Origin of the sequence: Azonexus sp. IMCC34842 (assembly GCF_050368855.1) — a bacterium.
Taxonomy (GTDB): domain Bacteria; phylum Pseudomonadota; class Gammaproteobacteria; order Burkholderiales; family Rhodocyclaceae; genus Azonexus; species Azonexus denitrificans_A.
Genome location: NZ_CP178449.1, coordinates 4,000,467 through 4,016,679 on the forward strand (window position 1 = coordinate 4,000,467; position 16,213 = coordinate 4,016,679).

Below are 16,213 nucleotides of genomic sequence, written 5' to 3' on the forward strand. Positions count from 1 at the left end.
GGCAGTCAGATCCGCGCGTTACGCCACAGACCAAAGATGCCCAGCGCAAAGAAGATGGCGATCAGGCCGGCGAGCACCGCCTGGCGCATGTCGTAAAGACCGGTGCGCAGGGCCAGCTCCAGCGTGTAGCCATGGTGCAGGGCGAGCAGCAGCGAACCGATGGCAATGGCCAGCCACGAGCGGCGCAGGCCGGAGTTCAGATCCTTGCGCAGGTAGAGTTCGATGCCCAGCCCGGTAGCCAGCGACTGGGCAATCAGCCCGACAATAAGCGAGCACAGGGTCAGATCGTAAGGATTCATGCGGCGTGACAGGCGTTGCTGAAGCGTCGTAATGCTTCGTCGAGGGTTGCCCGGGGGCAGCCGAAATTCAGGCGCAGCCAGCCGGGGGAACCGAAATCGCCGCCGTCCGACAGGCCGAGACCGTGCGCTTCAAAGTGGGCAGCCGGCTGGGCGAGGCCGAGTTCACGGACATCGATCCAGGCCAGATAGGTCGCTTCGACATGGCTCATTCGGACCCTTTTTTCGCTATTCACCACCGCGCTGACCCGGTCGCGGTTGCCGGCCAGGTAGGCGATCAGTTCGCGGTGCCAGTCGGTGCAATCGCGGTAGGCGGCTTCGCAGGCGGCCAGGCCGAGGACATTGACGTGCGGCACGATGCCATCCATGGCGCGGTGGAAGCGGTGGCGCAGTGCGGCATCGGGAATGACCGCGAAAGCGCAGCCGAGGCCGGGAATGTTGTAGGTTTTCGACGGTGCCATCAGCGTGATGCTGCGTTTGGCCGCTTCCGGCGACAGGCTGGCGAACGGGATGTGGCGCTTGTCGGCATCAAGGACCAGGCCGCAGTGGATTTCGTCCGAGCAGACGATCAGATCGTTGGTTTCGGCGAAGGCGGCGAGATCGAGCAGCTCTTGCCGATTCCAGCAACGGCCGACCGGATTGTGCGGGTGGCAGAGCAGGAACAACCGGGTAGCCGCGGTCGTCGCCTGCTGCAGCGCGGCCTTGTCCCACTGCCAGTGGCCTTCGCTACAGGCCAGTTCGGCGCGGTGCAGCGTCTTGCCGGAAAATCGGGGGGCCGACAGGAACGGCGGGTAGATCGGCGTCGCCGTCAGAACCTCGCCATCCACCGCCCGGCAGGCGACGTTGAGGCCGGTGACCAGACCCGGTAGCCAGACAATCCACTCCGGTTCGATCTGCCAGTCGTACTCAGCGGCCAAGTGGCTGAGCACGGACTCGGTGAGCGATGGCCAAGGGCCGCCATAACCGAAGACGCCGTGCCCAAGGCGCTGCTGCAAGGCGTCGATGACGGCCGGCGGAGCGGCGAAATCCATATCCGCGACCCACAGTGGTAGGATGTCGCGACCGGCGTACTTGCCCCATTTGATCGAGTCGGAGTTGCGCCGGTCGAGCGGCTGGTCGAAGGTACTCAAACTTCGAGGTGCTGATACAGGGCGGTAGACAGGTAGCGTTCGCCGAAGGAAGGGATGATGACGACGATCAGTTTGCCGGCGTTTTCCGGCCGTTTGGCCAGTTCGAGGGCGGCCCAGGTGGCGGCGCCGGAAGAAATGCCGACGAGTAGCCCCTCCTCCGTGGCCATCCGGCGGGCGATGGCGAAGGCGTCGTCGTTCTTGACGCGGATCACCTCGTCGTAAATGGCGGTATTCAGCACACCCGGCACGAAGCCGGCGCCGATGCCCTGGATCGGGTGCGGGCCCTTGGCGCCGCCGGAGAGGACCGGCGAAGCATCCGGTTCGACGGCGACGATCCGGACGCCCGGCTTCTTTGCCTTCAGCGCTTCGCCGACCCCGGTCACGGTGCCGCCGGTGCCGACGCCGGAAACGAAGATGTCGACCTGGCCATCGGTGTCGCGCCAGATTTCTTCGGCTGTCGTGCTGCGGTGGATGGCCGGATTGGCCGGATTTTCAAATTGCTGCGGAATGAAGTAGCGGGCATCGGCGGCGGCCAGTTCTTCGGCCTTCTTGATTGCGCCGCTCATGCCTTCCGGCCCCGGGGTCAGGATCAGTTCGGCGCCGTAGGCTTTGAGCAGCAGCTTGCGCTCGCGGCTCATCGTTTCCGGCATCACGAAGGCTGCCTTGATGCCGCGCGCCGCGCAGACCATCGCCAGGCCGATGCCGGTGTTGCCGGAGGTCGGCTCGAGCACGACGGTATCGGGGCCGATCTTGCCGGCTGCGACGGCGGCGTCGAGCATCGAAACCGCGATGCGGTCCTTGACGCTGTGGCCGGGGTTGAAGAATTCCAGCTTGGCGGCAATCGTCGCGCCGCAGCCAGCGGTAACGCGGTTCAGTTTGACCAGCGGCGTGTTGCCGACCAGTTCGGTGACATTGTTGGCAATCTTCATGATGGGTCTCCGGAGGGCGATGGCGAATTGTAGGCGAGTCCGCCCTTGCTGTGGGTCGGCCGACAGTCGCTTTGTGCCGCACCGAACAGGCCGCCCTGTCCGAGTTTTGCGCCAGCCGCGCTGGCTAGGGCCAGGTCGCTGCCGCTGTCGATGCCGATCAGTTGCACGCTAATGGCCCGATGGCGGGCAGCGTCGAGCAGCGCCGCATCGGCATCGAGCGGCAATTGCAGGATGTCCGGCTGCAGTGCCAGCAGATCGTCAGTCGCGGCTTCCGTCGCGACGACATTGAGGGCCAGCCGGTAACCGCGCTGGCGATAGCTGATCAGGGCCTCGGCAAGCTGTTGGTTGGGCTTGACGTCACCGGTATCGATGCTCAGCACGATGTCCTCCGGCCCCAGACCGCAACGCTTGAGAATCGCTTCATAGACCAGACCGTGCTGGCTCTGCACGGCTTTCAGGTGGCGCGGGTGCACGGCCAGTTGCAGGTAGCCGCCGACGTGGCGGCGTTGGGCGAGAAAATTGAGGGCGTGCAGCGTCCGGTTCAGGCGGTCGAAATGGACGACGTCTTCCGCCGTCTGTTGCCGGGCATAAGCCTGCTCGACACTGAGCGGCTCGCCCCCCTCCAGCCGAGCGCTCAGCCCGGCCTGATGGCCGACGATGCGTTCCCGCTCGAGATCGACAATCGGCTGGAACAGCGAGCCGAGGTGCAGCCCGCCATGCCAGGCCGCAACCCGTTCGCCAGTCAGATAAAGGGTGCTCTCGCCGGCGTTGTCGGCGACATTGAAATAACGGATCAGATCGGTCAGCGGCATGTCTCTGTCCTACTTGCTGGAATAGATCTGATCGAAGGTGCCGCCGTCGGCGAAGTGCCGCTTCTGCGCCTTCAGCCAGCCGCCGAACGTGTCGTCGATAGTGACCAGTTTGATCTTCGGGAACTGCGCGGCGTATTGCGCGGCCACCTTGGCATCGCGCGGCCGGTAGTAATGCCGGGCGGCGATGTGCTGCCCTTCCTCGGAATACAGATAATCCAGATAAGCCTGCGCCGTCAGCCGCGTGCCGCGTTTTTCGACCACCTTGTCGACCACGGCGACCGGCGGTTCGGCGAGGATCGAGAGGCTGGGGGCGACGATCTCGAACTTGCCCTTGCCGATCTCGTTCACCGCCAGTTGCGCCTCGTTTTCCCAGGCAATCAACACGTCGCCGAGGCCGCGTTCGACAAAGGTCGTCGTCGAGCCGCGGGCGCCGGAATCGAGCACCGGGACATTGCGGAAAATGGCGGCGACCAGTTCCTTTGCCTTCTGCTCGTTGCCACCCGGCTGCTTCAGCGCCCAGGCCCAGGCCGCCAGGTAATTCCAGCGGGCTCCGCCGGAGGTTTTCGGGTTGGGCGTGATGACGCCGATGCCGGGCTTGGCCAGATCGCCCCAGTCCTTGATGTCCTTGGGGTTGCCCTTGCGCACCAGGAAAACGATGGTCGAAGTGTAGGGTGCCGAATTGTGCGGGAAGCGTTTCTGCCAGTCGGCCGGAATCAGCTTGCGCTCGGCCAGCGCATCGAGATCGGAAGCCAGGGCCAGCGTGACGACATCGGCTTCCAGGCCATCGGCTACCGAGCGTGCCTGTTTGCCCGAGCCACCGTGCGACTGGCGAACATTCACCGTCTGCCCGGTCTTGCCCTGCCAGTGCTTGTTGAAAGCAGCGTTGAAATCCTTGTACAGCTCGCGCGTCGGATCGTAGGAGACGTTGAGCAAGGTCGTCTGGGCGACGGCGCTGCTCAGGGTGAATACCACGGTCAGTGCCGCGAAAATGGCCAATTTGCGCATCAAGAACTCCGGTCAGTCGAGTAATTACTCAGAATGGCTGGAGTCTAGAGCGCAAGGGTTATTCTGTGAAAGAATCAATTATCACAATAATATAACAAAAAGAATTAATGGCGGCTTGGCGGTCAATCACCGGCAGGGACGCGAACATTTTTTGTCCTGACCAACTTCGCCGCTTGCAGGTGAAATGTCAAAAAGCTAGTCTCTTGTCATTCTTTCTGCCCGGTTACCTGCCATGGCCGTCGTCCGCCTTTCTGCGCCAATAGCCTGGCATTCCGGCAACGGCCAAAGCCTATCTCTCACTTCTACCTTGTCGGGAGTTTACTGATCATGCGCATCGTTCTTCTCGCCCTATTGATGATCGTTAGTTGTTCGCAGGTCCATGCCAAGGAGTATGGCAACTACGATCCGAAACGGATGCTGACTGTTGCGGAGACGCCATCCGGGAAAAAGTACGGCATTGACGGAAAATACCTGGACCTGATGCTGAATGATCTGGCGCTGCACGCCAAAAACTACCCTGCCCGGTTCGATACCCCGCAAGATCAACAGCGTGCCGTTCAAGACGTAAAGACGTTGTCGGGAATGCTCGATATCCTCGTCAATGGGCCAAGCCCGAATGCAGAGCTGCTGGTGCGCACCGGGTTCCTGAACAGTATTGGCCACAACCTCGATATTCCCGGCTCGGCCGAAAAAACCGCCGCGATCTTCCAGCGCTTGCTCGCCACCGCTCCGGCCGATCCGCGCGGCAATTACATGTACGGCAGTTTCCTGGCCGGGGCGGGAAAGTCGAAAGAGGCTCTTCCGTACCTCGAAAAGGCCCTTGCCGTCGGCGTAGTGGATGCCGCCTACGTCCTTGGCATGGCTCATCTGACGCTCGGCGACAAACAGAAGGCAATCGAAAACCTCGAAGCCTACAAGCAACAGCGGCCCGGCGATGGCAACGTCGGCAAGCTCATCGATGGCATTCGGAGCGGTCAGGTGGATATCAAGAGGACTCGGAATTGACCTATTGCCATCGAGTCTGGCGCCCCTTGCTGACTTTCCTTCCCGGCGATAGATAATATGCGTAACCCCGTGCCAGTCATTCTGGCGATTGGCCTGGCAATTGTTTCCTTGCCTGCCAAGGCCAACCCGTCGCCATCCGCTTCAATCACCGCCCGCCTTGCTTCGTGCGATCCGGCCGTTGTCCATCTGGCTGCAGCGGAACTGCTGCGTGACCCGAATACACTTCGCGAGCCGCTGATGCTCTTTCATGCGGCCATGGGGGAGCGGATGGCCGGACGCAAGGAGGAGGCTGCTTTTCTTTACCTTGCCGCACGTCTGCGAACGGCCCGGCAAATTCTTTTCGAGAAGGGCGATCGACCGCAGTTAATCGCCATCATGAGCATGACGGTCGGACCGCTGGTTATGCCAGTTCTCGAAGCCGACCCCGCCTTGGCGCGGACAGTGGTCAAGCGGGTTATCGATTGGGATCGTTCGACACCGGATCCGTTCCGCGACCGGGAGGCTGCTAAAGCCGGCGATATTCCGGAAAAACTCGCCAAGATCGACGCAGGGCTGACGCGTTTTCCCGAGCAGAATGGCGGCGATCCGGCCCGCCTTGCCAGTGCGCGCGATGCGGATCAGCGCGCCGAGCAACAGATCAAATCTACCGACGCCCAACGCTGCGGCCCGGGAACGCTGGATGCGGTCGATGCCGAGGTGGCAACCACCCGCATCCGGAGCGAGGCAGAGCGCCTCGCCAAGACGTATCCCTTCGTGCTTCGCCAAGCGGGTGGGACGGTCAAGTCGGTCAGTGTCGGGGCGTGGCAGAAGGGAACCTCCGGCGTGCCGAGCCGGCTGACCGTTTCGGTCAGTCCGGCAAGCGGCGCGACCTTCTATGCCGAGATCGACGCCGAAATCTCGATTACCGCCGACCGCAAGCTTGGGGCCATCAAAACCTCGCTGGCCTGCATCACCTATCTTTGGCTTGGCCAACGTGACGGATCGTGGAAAAACGTCTGTCTCGATGACCCGAAAGCGATTAAGCCGAACTGATCAGGAAGCTCCGGAATGATCGCCGTGCGCTGCGGGGGCCATCCCGGTCTTCCGGTGTTTCGTTCGCCCTGGGTCGCCTTGAATCCGGCAAGTCAGCCGAGAAAGAGCTTGTAGGCCGGGTTCTCGCTTTCATCCCAGTGGGCGTAGCCGAGGTTTTTCAGGAAATCCTTGAACTGCCCCATGTCGTTCGGCGGCACCTGCATGCCGACCAGCACGCGGCCGTAGTCGGCGCCGTGGTTGCGGTAGTGGAACAGGCTGATGTTCCAGCCGGCGCTCATCTGGGTCAGGAAGTTCATCAGGGCGCCCGGCTTCTCGGGGAACTCGAAGCGGTAGAGCAGTTCGCGCATACCCTTTTCGCAGACTTGCGCCGCGTGGCCGCCGACCATATGGCGAATATGGTTCTTCGCCATCTCGTCGTCGGTCAGGTCGAGTGCCGGGTAGCCGTGCTTGACCAGTTGCTCGACCAGCTTGCCGGATTCGTGGCGGTCGCCGACCTGGATGCCGACGAAAACATGGGCTTCGCTGGCCGTGTGGTAGCGATAGTTGAATTCGGTGATGTTGCGCTTGCCGATCAGCCCGAGGAACTTCTTGTAGGCCCCCGGCTTTTCCGGCAGCGTCACCGCCAGCACGGCTTCGCGCCGCTCGCCGACCTCGGCCCGCTCGGCAACAAAGCGCAGGCGGTCGAAATTCATGTTGGCGCCGGAGGTCACGGCGATCAGGTTCTTGTCCTTCAGCTTGTGCAGGCGGGCGTACTCCTTGGCCCCAGCAACGGCCAGCCCGCCGGCCGGCTCGACGATCGAACGGGTGTCCTCGAAAACGTCCTTGATCGCCGCGCAGATGGCGTCGGTGTCGACCAGCACGATGTCGTCGAGGAATTCCCTGCACAGGCGGAAGGTTTCCTCGCCGACATACTTGACCGCGGTGCCGTCGGAAAAGAGACCGACCTGGTCGAGACGGACCCGCTTGCCGGCGGCAATCGACTGCTTCATCGCATCGGCGTCGAAAGTCTCGACGCCGATCACCTTGATATGCGGTTGCAGGCGCTTGATGTAGGCGGCCACCCCGGCGGCCAGGCCGCCGCCGCCGATGGCGCAGAACACGGCGTGGATCGGCCCGCTGTGGCGCGAGTGCTGACGGAGGATTTCCATGGCGACGGTGCCCTGCCCGGCAATCACTTCCGGATCGTCGAAGGGATGGACGAAAGTCAGTTTCTCGGCCTTTTCCAGTTCCAGCGCATGGGCGTAGGAATCGTCGAAGGAGTCACCGTGCAGCACGACTTCGCCGCCGCGGGCGCGGACGGCATCGACCTTGATGGCCGGCGTCGAGGTCGGCATGACGATGACCGCCCGGCAACCCAGCTTGGCGGCCGACAGGGCGACGCCCTGGGCGTGATTGCCGGCCGAGGCGCAGATCACGCCGCGTTTCATTTTTTCGGCCGACAGGCTGGCGATCTTGTTGTAGGCGCCGCGCAGCTTGAAGGAAAACACCGGCTGCATGTCTTCGCGCTTCAGAATAATCTTGTTGCCGCTCCGGGCGGAAAGGTTGTTGGCCAGTTCGAGCGGTGTTTCGATCGCCACATCGTAAACCTGGGCGTTGAGAACTTTTTCAAGATAGTCCGGATGCATGGCGCGATTCTTCAGGGCAAAGGGAGGATTCTACGGCTGGCGCGGCCAAACGTCACGGCGGAAAGCGCTTGTCCGTGATCGTTGCCCGGCCCGACCGGGGCTGACCAGAGCGGCCTGCGGTTTTGGCGCTGTTTGGTGATCAGTGCAAAATAAGCGCGAACACCGGCTGTGTATTTGTGTCGAAAGGCCTCCGAACACGTTGGCGGCCTCTCCGGTACGCTAAAATCCGTCCTTTAACGCTTCTGATTCTGGTCGCCTTATGACTGCTCGCTTGCGCGAAATTCCGTACAACTACACCTCGTTTTCCGATCGTGAGATCGTCATCCGCCTGCTTGGGCCCGATAACTGGGCCGTTCTCGACGAACTGCGCAGCGAGCGCGTCACTGGTCGTTCGGCGCGCATGCTCTACGAGGTGCTCGGCGACATCTGGGTTGTGCAGCGCAACCCGTACCTGGAAGACGACCTGCTCGACAATCGCGAGCGCCGCGACGCGCTGGTCAATGCCCTGCGCCACCGTCTGAGCGAGGTCGAAAAGCGCCGGCATTCGAGCGAAAGCGAAGATGCGGAGCGTTCGGAGAAGGTCAAGCATCTGGTCGAAGCGGCACAGCGGGCGGTCGATCGTTTCGCCGAACATTTCGGCCAGACCATCGATCTGCGGCGCAAGGTATTGAAGGTTCTCGGCAAGCACACGCGCAAGGACAACATCGCCTTCGATGGTCTGGCCCGCGTCTCACACGTCACCGATGCGACCGACTGGCGTGTCGAATACCCCTTCGTCGTCCTTTATCCGGACACCGAAGAGGAAATCGGCCATCTCGTGCGCGGCTGCATCGAAGCCGGCCTGACCATCATTCCGCGCGGGGGCGGCACCGGTTATACCGGCGGCGCCATCCCGCTGACGCCTTACGCGGCGGTGATCAATACCGAAAAGCTGATCGATATCGGTCCGGTCGAAGAACTGGTGCTGGCCGGCCATGAAACGCCGTACGCGACGATTCGTACCGGCGCCGGCGTCGTCACCGATCGCGTCGCCGAAGCCGCCTCGCTGGCCGGCCGCGTCTTCGCGGTCGATCCGACTTCGGCCAGCGCGTCGTGCATCGGCGGCAACATCGCGATGAACGCCGGCGGCAAGAAGGCCGTGCTGTGGGGCACCGCGCTCGACAACCTGGCCTGGTGGAAGATGGTCGATCCGGACGGCAACTGGCTGGAAGTCGAACGGGTTAATCACAACTACGGCAAGATCCACGAGCAGGAAAACGTCGAGTTCCGCCTGAAACGCTTCGATCCGAGCGGCAAGAAGTTCCTCGGCGAGGAGATTCTGACCATGCCGGGCGCAGCCTGCCGCAAGGTCGGGCTGGGCAAGGACGTGACCGACAAATTCCTCGGCGGCGTACCCGGGGTACAGAAGGAAGGCACCGACGGCATCATCGTCGCGGCGCGCTGGGTGCTGCACAAGATGCCGCCGGTGACGCGCACCGTTTGTCTCGAGTTCTTCGGCCAGGTGCGCGAAGCCGTGCCGGCCATCGTCGAGATCACCGACTACTTCAAGCCGGGCGGTGCCGGACACACCGCAGGGGTGCTGTTGGCCGGCCTCGAACACCTCGACGAGCGCTACGTCAAGGCGGTCGGCTACGCGACCAAGGCCAAGCGCCACGGTCGGCCGAAAATGGTGCTGTTCGGCGACCTCGTCGGCCATGACGAGAATGCCGTGATGGCGGCCGCTTCGGCCGTCGTGCGCATGTGCAATCGGCGCGCGGCGGAAGGTTTCATCGCGGTGGATGCCGAAACGCGCAAGAAATTCTGGCTCGACCGTTCGCGCACCGCCGCCATTTCGCGCCATACCAATGCTTTCAAGGTCAATGAGGACGTCGTTATCCCGTTGCCGCGCATGGGCGACTATTGCGATGGTATCGAGCGCATCAACATCGAGCTGTCCACGCAGAACAAGCTGGCCTTGTGCGCTGCGCTGAGCCAGTTCCTCAAGGGCGAACTACCGCTGCACGCCGGCGATGCCAATCTCGACAGCGCGGTGCTGATCGGCGACCGCCGCCAGGCGGCGCTCGATTACGTCGAAGCCGTTCGCCTGCGCTGGGAATGGCTGCTCGACAATCTCGACCTGCCGCTGGCCGAAGCCGAATCGCGCTTCCCATCCTACGGCGTGCAGGCCGGCGAGCTGACCAACCGGGCCGAGAATCCCCGCCTCTTCCACCGACTGCAGGATTATTCGGTGCGGGTGTCGTGGAAGCAGGAACTGCAGGCGCGGCTGACCAAGATCTTCGATGGCAGCGTTTATCGCCCCATCCTGGAGCGGATCGAAGCCATCCATAATGAAGTGTTGCGCGGCCGCGTCTTTGTCGCGCTGCACATGCATGCCGGCGACGGCAACGTGCATACCAACATCCCGGTTAACTCCGACAATTACGAGATGCTGCAAACGGCCAACAAGGCCGTCGAGCGCATCATGCATCTGGCCCGCGGTCTGGACGGCGTGATTTCCGGCGAACACGGCATCGGCATTACCAAGCTGGAATTCCTGACCGACGAGGAAATCGGCCCCTTCCGCGCCTACAAGCAGAAAGTCGACCCGCAGGGCCATTTCAACAAAGGCAAGCTGATGGCCGGCGGCGACATGGGCAATGCCTACACGCCCTCGTTCAGCCTGCTGGGTGCCGAATCGCTGATCATGGAACAGTCCGAGATCGGCAAGATTTCCGATATGGTCAAGGACTGCCTGCGCTGCGGCAAGTGCAAGCCGGTCTGCTCGACCCATGTGCCGCGCGCCAACCTGTTGTACAGCCCGCGCAACAAGATTCTCGCCACCTCCTTGCTGGTCGAAGCCTTCCTGTACGAGGAGCAGACCCGGCGCGGCATTTCGCTGAAGCATTTCGACGAATTCAACGATGTCGCCGACCATTGCACGGTCTGCCACCGCTGCCTGAAGCCCTGCCCGGTCGATATCGACTTCGGCGATGTGTCCGTGGCGATGCGCAATTTCCTCCGCAAGCAGGAGAAGAAACGTTTCAGCCCCGGCACGTTCGCGGCAATGACCTACCTGAACCTGAAGGACCCGGCGACCATCAAGTTGATGCGCTTCGGCATGATGGACTTCGGCTTCAAGGCCCAGCGTCTGGCGCACAAGGCGGCCAAGGCCCTCGGCTTGACCCAGGACAGTCGCAAGCATCCGCCGGCGACGCTCGGTGCACCATCGGTGAAGACGCAGATCATCCACTTCATGAACCGACCGATGCCGGGCAACTTGCCCAAGCGTACTTCGCGCGCTCTGCTCGATATCGAGGACGACAAGGTCATCCCGGTGATTCGCAACCCGCAGAAAACCAGCGAAGAGTCGGATGCGGTCTTTTACTTCCCCGGTTGCGGCTCGGAGCGGCTGTTTTCGCAAGTTGGCCTGGCGACCCAGGCGATGCTTTACGAAATTGGCGTAACCACCGTCCTGCCACCGGGTTACCTGTGCTGCGGCTATCCGCAGAATGCCTCCGGCGATGCCGACAAAGGCCAGAAGATCACCACCGAGAACCGCGTACTGTTCCACCGGGTCGCCAATACGCTGAATTATCTCGACATCAAGACGGTGATCGTCTCCTGTGGTACCTGCATGGATCAACTGCAGAAGTACCAGTTCGAGAAGATTTTCCCCGGTTGCCGCCTGCTCGACATCCATGAGTACCTGATGGAAAAGGGCATCAAGCTGGAAGGCGTTCAGGGTACGCGCTACATGTACCACGACCCTTGCCATACGCCGATGAAGTCCTATGCCCCGCTCCTCGTCACCAAGACGCTGATGGGTCAGGATGTGCCATTGACCGACCGCTGCTGCGGCGACGCCGGCTCCTTTGCTTATTCCCGTCCGGATATCGCGACGCAGGTCAAGTTCCGCAAACAGGAAGAGATCGAAAAAGGTGCGGCCAGTTTGCGCGCCGATGGCTTCACCGGCGATGTGAAGATCCTCACATCCTGCCCGGCCTGTCTGCAGGGCCTGTCCCGTTACGATGACGATGCCGATACCAAGGCCGACTATATCGTCGTCGAAATGGCCAAGCACTTGCTCGGTGATAACTGGATGGCGGATTACGTCGGCCAGGCAAACAGCGGCGGTATCGAGCGCGTCCTACTCTGAGCGGGGCGTTCAAGGCGTTATCGTGAAATAGTTCCTTAACATGCGCTAGCGCCTTGCGGTATTCGTTGGCTGGTGTAATGCTTGCCAGCGTCCTCGGAGTGTTATTCATGAATAGTGCCGCACTGCCTTGCGAGTTATGCGCCAACCCCGGTGGAGTGGTCGTCTGGGACTCCCCGGCTTGTCGGGTGATCCGGAACGCCCATGCCTGGGGCGCCGTTCATCGCGACGGGCTGCTACAGCGCCGCAGCGCAAGCGATAAAGACCTGGCGCTAGCCTTGTCGCATGAACTGGCAACTGTCGAACATTAAGGCTGGAGTCACCATGAATACGAGCGCCAATACCACGCCACTGACGATTTCCAATCTGCAGTCCGGAGAGAGTTACCTCGCGCAACTGTCGTTGGCCAATCCGGCAGTTGCCGAACAGCAGTTGATGGCGTTTCTCGATGCGTTGCTGACTACTCCGCCCGACCCGGGGATTTTGCTCAGTCTTCTTGAGCGGGCCCGCGTTCCGATGTGTTTCGTCGAGGAGGAAATGGCCCGGCGCTATCACAACAAGCCATTGATTCTGGCTGATGAGGAAGAGCTCAGCTTCCAGATGGTGGTGTCGGCCTGGCGCAAGATGAGCAAGGCCTACTCATTGTGCGCCCGCCTTGAGGAGCCGGATGCCGAGAATCCGCAGTACGCCGCATTGATGGCCACGCTGTTGCATCGCTGCCTCTATTACACCGGGATGGTTATCCTCGAACACTTTCGGGCCCGCCGGGAATTGCCGGAAGGCATCTGGCTGGAATTGCATGGTTACTACGAAACGGCCGAGGAATGGGGCGTTGCCTACACGCCGGTCGAGGACTTGCTGGAAAATACGCTGCAGGCGACCCACTGTGCCGCTGCCTACGCCACGCTGCTGCTGATCGATATTGCCAGCCCCTACAGCAACAGTGTCCGTAATCTGAACTTGATCAGGCGGTGGGCCGGGATGTGGGCTCCGTTGATCTCGATCCATCGGCTCGAGGACGATCTCGAGGAGCCGCCCTATGTCGTCGCTTTGATGAAGGACATGCCGTTGCATCCGAGCGCCATCACCGATGGGCCAAGCAACGACCTGCGGCGGCTCGATACGACGCGTATCGGACTGCAGATCGACCACTTGCTGAGCCAGCTCCGCCAGCGCATGACGCCCTCGCAACTGGGCTTGGGTGAGGAAACCAGCGGCCATGTCATCCAATTGCTCGAACATCTGTCGCGGCCCTGGACGCAGTCGGCATCGCCGCGCAAATTCCGGCGTTTCGCCACGGAAGGAAGGGCCCAGGTTGCTGCCGGCTTCGAGGCCATGCATTTTTTTGTCAGTGGCCGAGAGTTTGTCCAGCCGGACTCGGCCAGCGCCTATTCGCGCGGCGAATTCGACCAACTGTTTACCTTCCGTGACCGTGCCGATCCCGGGCAGTCGCTGAATATCATGCCGCATATCAGTTTTCCGCTTGATGAGTGGTCGGTGATCAACCATTCCGCCAACGGGTTTCGGCTGGGGCGGAGCTGTGCCGGCCAGAAGGTCACGCATGGCGAACTGATGGCAGTTCGCCCGCATGATGGGCAGCATTTCCTGCTGGTGCACGCCACCTGGCTGATGCAGGAACAATCCGGCGGCCTGATCGTCGGCGTCGGCATCCTGCCGGGTATGCCAAGGGGTATTGGCGTGCGTTTGGTAGTAACCGGCGGGGGGATCAGCGACCGTTACGTGCCGGCGTTCCAATTGCCGCCGGTGCCGGCAATCAAGGAAGAGGGATCGCTGGTCTTGCCGAGCGGGATGTACCAGGCGAGCCGGATTCTTGAAGCCTACTGCGGCGAAGAGACCTGGCAACTGCGGATGCTGCATGTGCTCCAGCGTGGCACCGATTTCGATCGCATCAGCTACCAGGCGCTTTGACGTATCTTGCGGCAGCGCTTGGGTGAGTGCGCTAAACTAGCGCCCTCACCATGGAGGACGATATGGCTGGCATTGATCGGGATACGCCGATACCGAGTGAAATTAAGCTGCACCAGAAATCCCGGTTGCTCGAACTCGGTTACGAAAATGGCGAGCGCTACACGCTGGATTTCGAGTTTCTCCGGGTCTTTACGCCGTCAGCCGAAGCTCGCGGGCATGGACCCGGCCAGGAAACGCTGCAGACCGGCAAGCGCAATGTCGATATCGAACGCATCGAACCAGTCGGCAGCTACGCCGTGCGTCTGGTATTTTCCGATGGCCACGACAGCGGCCTTTATTCCTGGGACCTGTTGTACAACCTCGGCAAGCACCACGACGAACTGTGGCAGGATTACCTGAGTCAGATCGAAGCCCAGGGTTTGTCGCGCGACGTCGATACCTCTTCCCGCCCAGCCGCCGGCAGCTGCGGTCACCATCACTAAAGACATGAAAAACGATACTACCCATTTTGGCTACGAAACCGTGGCCGAGCAGGAAAAGTCCCGGCGCGTTGCCGATGTTTTCGACTCCGTCGCCAGCCGCTATGACCTGATGAACGATCTGATGTCGGGCGGCATGCACCGGCTGTGGAAAGCTTTCACCATCCAGCGCAGCGGCGTTCGCGAAGGTTCTCGCGTCCTCGATGTCGCTGGCGGCACCGGCGATCTGTCGCTGGCCTTTGCCAAGAAGATCGGGAAAAGCGGTCAGGTCTGGCTCACCGATATCAACAATGCGATGTTGGCGCGCGGCCGGGATCGTCTGCTCGACAAAGGCTACATGCTACCGGTGGCGCAGTGTGATGCCGAAAAGCTGCCCTTTCCTGATGACTGGTTCGATTGCGTGACCGTCGCCTTCGGCCTGCGCAACATGACGCATAAGGATGCGGCGATTGCTGAGATGCGCCGTGTCCTGCGTCCCGGCGGTCGTTTGCTGGTACTCGAGTTTTCGCAGGTATGGAAGCCTCTGGCGCCCCTCTATGATTTCTACTCCTTCCAGGTGATTCCACGCGTTGGCAAGCTGGTTACCAACGACTCGGAAAGCTATCGTTATTTGTCCGAATCCATCCGGGTTCATCCCGGCCAGGAGGAGTTGAAGGCGATGATGGAACAGGCCGGGCTTGAAAAAGTGGAGTATTTCAATCTGGCGCTGGGTGTCGTTGCACTGCACCGGGGCTACAAGTTTTAGGTTCCGGAAAGATGGCTGGAATCGATAGGCTGATTTTTGCTGCCCTGAATCATCTCCTGCAGGGCGAGACCTGGGCACAGGATCGCTTGCGGCCGTTTGCCGGAGCCCGGGTATTAATCGAGGCCGGGCCGATTGCTTTCGGTCTGCTGATCGATGAGCGCGGCTTTTTCAGTAGCGGTGACAACGCCAAACAAGCCGATGTGACGCTGACGCTGCCGGCCGATACGGCCGTCAAATTCATTGTCGATCGCCAGAACCTGTTCGCGGCGGTCAAACTGTCGGGTTCCGCCGATATTGCCGAGAGTCTGGCGTTCGTTTTCCGTAACCTGCGCTGGGATGTCGAGAGTGACCTGGCCGGCCTGATTGGCGATATCCCGGCCCGTCGTCTGACGATGCTTGGCGCAGGATTTTCCGGCCATCTCCAGGAAGGTGCCAAACGGCTGGCCGAAAACCTCGTCGAATATGCGACGGAAGATTCACTCCTGCTCGTCCCACAGCGCGATATCGACGTGTTTTGTTCCGAGGTCAATGAGTTGCGCGATGGCCTTGCCCGACTCGAAAAGAAAATCGCTCGCCTCTGATTCCGGGCAGTAAATTCAGGACAAATAAAAAGGGCAGCCTCGGCTGCCCTTTTCGCTCCCGGAAGGGAAATCAGTGCGTGTGCTTGCGCAGACGCTGGATCGTTTGCAGCTGAGCGATGGCTTGAGCCAGCTCGGCTTCCGCAGTCGCGTAATCCATTTCGGCGTGCCGGTTGGCGAGAGCTTCCTCGGCATGCTTCTTGGCTTCCAGGGCCTTGGCTTCGTCCAGATCGTGAGCGCGAATCGCAGTATCAGCCAACACGGTAATCATGTCGGGTTGAACTTCGAGCATGCCACCCGATACATAAACCAGCTCAAACTCGCTTTGACCGAGCACCTTCAAACGAATGGTGCCTGGCTTGATGCGAGTCAGCAGCGGTGTATGCCGCGGCAGAATGCCGAGCTCACCGGCTTCACCAGGAAAGACGGCAAGTTCGACCACGCCCGAGAAGATGGACTCTTCGGCGCTGACGACATCACAATGAACAGAAATTGCCATGATTGGCTCCTATGCTG

General features: G+C 61.3%; 15 protein-coding genes. 8 read left to right on the forward strand and 7 right to left on the reverse strand.

Going from position 1 to position 16,213, the window contains the following annotated elements; genetic code table 11:
* Nucleotides 1–5: 5 nt before the first annotated feature.
* The 5 genes from ACLIKD_RS19030 to ACLIKD_RS19050 are packed head-to-tail and all read right to left on the reverse strand — an operon-like array spanning nt 6 to nt 4,172.
* Nucleotides 6–299 carry a hypothetical protein gene (locus ACLIKD_RS19030; protein WP_428826256.1) on the reverse strand — a complete coding sequence of 98 codons (294 nt, stop codon included), beginning with the start codon at nt 297–299 and terminating at the stop codon, nt 6–8.
* Complete coding sequence (locus ACLIKD_RS19035) at nt 296–1,426, reverse strand: MalY/PatB family protein (protein WP_428826257.1); 1,131 nt, start codon at nt 1,424–1,426, stop codon at nt 296–298. Before ACLIKD_RS19035 ends, ACLIKD_RS19030 begins: the two co-directional genes overlap by 4 nt.
* Entirely contained in the window at nt 1,423–2,355 is a 933-nt protein-coding gene (cysK, locus tag ACLIKD_RS19040) for a cysteine synthase A (protein ID WP_428826258.1), read from the reverse strand. The genes ACLIKD_RS19035 and cysK overlap by 4 nt, the downstream gene beginning before the upstream one ends.
* Nucleotides 2,352–3,167, reverse strand: a complete 816-nt coding sequence (locus tag ACLIKD_RS19045; protein WP_428826259.1) for an EAL domain-containing protein — start codon at nt 3,165–3,167, stop codon at nt 2,352–2,354. The genes cysK and ACLIKD_RS19045 overlap by 4 nt, the downstream gene beginning before the upstream one ends.
* Nucleotides 3,168–3,176: 9 nt before the next feature.
* Entirely contained in the window at nt 3,177–4,172 is a 996-nt protein-coding gene (locus ACLIKD_RS19050) for a sulfate ABC transporter substrate-binding protein (RefSeq protein WP_428826260.1), read from the reverse strand.
* Nucleotides 4,173–4,499: 327 nt separating this feature from the next.
* Here ACLIKD_RS19050 and ACLIKD_RS19055 point away from each other — a divergent pair, with 327 nt between their 5' ends.
* Both ACLIKD_RS19055 and ACLIKD_RS19060 read left to right on the forward strand, forming a co-directional pair.
* On the forward strand, nt 4,500–5,177 hold the full coding sequence (locus tag ACLIKD_RS19055) for a tetratricopeptide repeat protein (RefSeq protein WP_428826261.1): 678 nt from the start codon (nt 4,500–4,502) through the stop codon (nt 5,175–5,177).
* A gap of 57 nt (nt 5,178–5,234) precedes the next feature.
* Nucleotides 5,235–6,209, forward strand: coding sequence for a hypothetical protein (locus ACLIKD_RS19060; protein ID WP_428826262.1), 975 nt, complete (start codon nt 5,235–5,237; stop codon nt 6,207–6,209).
* A 92-nt stretch (nt 6,210–6,301) separates the two neighbouring features.
* Here the strand turns inward: ACLIKD_RS19060 and ilvA are convergent, their stop codons facing one another.
* Complete coding sequence (ilvA, locus tag ACLIKD_RS19065) at nt 6,302–7,834, reverse strand: threonine ammonia-lyase, biosynthetic (protein WP_428826263.1); 1,533 nt, start codon at nt 7,832–7,834, stop codon at nt 6,302–6,304.
* A gap of 259 nt (nt 7,835–8,093) precedes the next feature.
* Between ilvA and ACLIKD_RS19070 the strand changes: the two genes are divergently transcribed.
* The 6 genes from ACLIKD_RS19070 (at nt 8,094) to ACLIKD_RS19095 (ending at nt 15,700) form a co-directional block, all read left to right on the forward strand.
* Nucleotides 8,094–11,969 carry a DUF3683 domain-containing protein gene (locus ACLIKD_RS19070; protein ID WP_428826264.1) on the forward strand — a complete coding sequence of 1,292 codons (3,876 nt, stop codon included), beginning with the start codon at nt 8,094–8,096 and terminating at the stop codon, nt 11,967–11,969.
* A 107-nt stretch (nt 11,970–12,076) separates the two neighbouring features.
* Nucleotides 12,077–12,277 carry a hypothetical protein gene (locus ACLIKD_RS19075; RefSeq protein WP_428826265.1) on the forward strand — a complete coding sequence of 67 codons (201 nt, stop codon included), beginning with the start codon at nt 12,077–12,079 and terminating at the stop codon, nt 12,275–12,277.
* A 13-nt stretch (nt 12,278–12,290) separates the two neighbouring features.
* Nucleotides 12,291–13,895 (forward strand): hypothetical protein, encoded by a 1,605-nt coding sequence (locus ACLIKD_RS19080; RefSeq protein ID WP_428826266.1) that lies wholly within the window; start codon nt 12,291–12,293, stop codon nt 13,893–13,895.
* Nucleotides 13,896–13,957: 62 nt separating this feature from the next.
* The gene (locus ACLIKD_RS19085; RefSeq protein ID WP_428826267.1) at nt 13,958–14,377 is read left to right on the forward strand and encodes a gamma-butyrobetaine hydroxylase-like domain-containing protein; all 420 of its coding nucleotides are present in this window, start codon (nt 13,958–13,960) and stop codon (nt 14,375–14,377) included.
* A gap of 4 nt (nt 14,378–14,381) precedes the next feature.
* The gene (gene ubiE / locus ACLIKD_RS19090; RefSeq protein WP_428826268.1) at nt 14,382–15,119 is read left to right on the forward strand and encodes a bifunctional demethylmenaquinone methyltransferase/2-methoxy-6-polyprenyl-1,4-benzoquinol methylase UbiE; all 738 of its coding nucleotides are present in this window, start codon (nt 14,382–14,384) and stop codon (nt 15,117–15,119) included.
* Between the two features lie 11 nt (nt 15,120–15,130).
* On the forward strand, nt 15,131–15,700 hold the full coding sequence (locus ACLIKD_RS19095) for a ubiquinone biosynthesis accessory factor UbiJ (protein ID WP_428826269.1): 570 nt from the start codon (nt 15,131–15,133) through the stop codon (nt 15,698–15,700).
* 70 nt (nt 15,701–15,770) lie between these two features.
* Here ACLIKD_RS19095 and ACLIKD_RS19100 read toward each other — a convergent pair whose 3' ends face one another.
* Nucleotides 15,771–16,196 (reverse strand): F0F1 ATP synthase subunit epsilon, encoded by a 426-nt coding sequence (locus ACLIKD_RS19100; protein ID WP_226417723.1) that lies wholly within the window; start codon nt 16,194–16,196, stop codon nt 15,771–15,773.
* Between the last annotated feature and the right edge of the window lie 17 nt (nt 16,197–16,213).

Coding starts and splice junctions, on each gene's coding strand:
- ACLIKD_RS19030 (WP_428826256.1), bottom strand. CDS start 299: ATGAATCCTTACGATCTGACCCTGTGCTCGCTTATTGTCGGGCTGATT.
- cysK (WP_428826258.1), bottom strand. CDS start 2,355: ATGAAGATTGCCAACAATGTCACCGAACTGGTCGGCAACACGCCGCTG.
- ACLIKD_RS19045 (WP_428826259.1), bottom strand. CDS start 3,167: ATGCCGCTGACCGATCTGATCCGTTATTTCAATGTCGCCGACAACGCC.
- ACLIKD_RS19050 (WP_428826260.1), bottom strand. CDS start 4,172: ATGCGCAAATTGGCCATTTTCGCGGCACTGACCGTGGTATTCACCCTG.
- ACLIKD_RS19055 (WP_428826261.1), top strand. CDS start 4,500: ATGCGCATCGTTCTTCTCGCCCTATTGATGATCGTTAGTTGTTCGCAG.
- ACLIKD_RS19060 (WP_428826262.1), top strand. CDS start 5,235: ATGCGTAACCCCGTGCCAGTCATTCTGGCGATTGGCCTGGCAATTGTT.
- ilvA (WP_428826263.1), bottom strand. CDS start 7,834: ATGCATCCGGACTATCTTGAAAAAGTTCTCAACGCCCAGGTTTACGAT.
- ACLIKD_RS19070 (WP_428826264.1), top strand. CDS start 8,094: ATGACTGCTCGCTTGCGCGAAATTCCGTACAACTACACCTCGTTTTCC.
- ACLIKD_RS19075 (WP_428826265.1), top strand. CDS start 12,077: ATGAATAGTGCCGCACTGCCTTGCGAGTTATGCGCCAACCCCGGTGGA.
- ACLIKD_RS19080 (WP_428826266.1), top strand. CDS start 12,291: ATGAATACGAGCGCCAATACCACGCCACTGACGATTTCCAATCTGCAG.
- ACLIKD_RS19085 (WP_428826267.1), top strand. CDS start 13,958: ATGGCTGGCATTGATCGGGATACGCCGATACCGAGTGAAATTAAGCTG.
- ubiE (WP_428826268.1), top strand. CDS start 14,382: ATGAAAAACGATACTACCCATTTTGGCTACGAAACCGTGGCCGAGCAG.
- ACLIKD_RS19095 (WP_428826269.1), top strand. CDS start 15,131: ATGGCTGGAATCGATAGGCTGATTTTTGCTGCCCTGAATCATCTCCTG.
- ACLIKD_RS19100 (WP_226417723.1), bottom strand. CDS start 16,196: ATGGCAATTTCTGTTCATTGTGATGTCGTCAGCGCCGAAGAGTCCATC.